This window comes from Shewanella sp. T24-MNA-CIBAN-0130, from assembly GCF_040310185.1.
GTDB lineage: Bacteria > Pseudomonadota > Gammaproteobacteria > Enterobacterales > Shewanellaceae > Shewanella > Shewanella psychromarinicola.
The window spans coordinates 1-491 of sequence record NZ_JBEOPP010000145.1 but is presented as its reverse complement, the minus strand read 5'-3'; the positions used below and the strand labels follow the sequence as shown (position 1 = coordinate 491).

Below are 491 nucleotides of genomic sequence, written 5' to 3'. Positions count from 1 at the left end.
AAACAGTAAAGCTTCGCTTTACGCAAGGCTTAACTCGCAGCTAAAGCAAGCGAGAATGCGCCCTAAAAATGTTCAATTGATATCTTACACGCTACCCAGCAATATGTTAATTTTGATATCGATATTCAAATGATGCCTTGGAGTCGGGCCTATAGAAATGCTCAAAAGCACCCTAATACGTTTATTTTTTCAATTGGGAAAACCGACAAACGCTTAACGTCTTTTAAATGGGTAAGCGATTTTTACACGGTACAAGACGCGATTTACAAACAAACCGCAAGAACCGATATCGATATATCTAATCCAGATGATATCGACAGGTACAACATAGCGCTATCTCGCAATGACGTGTCACTGGATCGCTTAAACATTGAACATGATTATGCCAACGTATATTTAGTGACCAACCAAACTCCCCCTGTGTCAGGATTGTTGTCACCCCTTAAAATCATCCAATAATTAAATAGAGGGGGCGGTCAATGAGAGCTCAA

The 491-nt window shown here is 40.1% G+C and carries 1 protein-coding gene; it reads left to right on the top strand.

The window, feature by feature from the left end; all coding sequences use genetic code 11:
- Window positions 1-129 precede the first annotated feature (129 nt).
- Window positions 130-459, top strand: a complete 330-nt coding sequence (locus AAEZ02_RS21835) for a hypothetical protein (RefSeq protein WP_351125027.1) — start codon at window positions 130-132, stop codon at window positions 457-459.
- The last annotated feature ends 32 nt before the right edge of the window (window positions 460-491 follow it).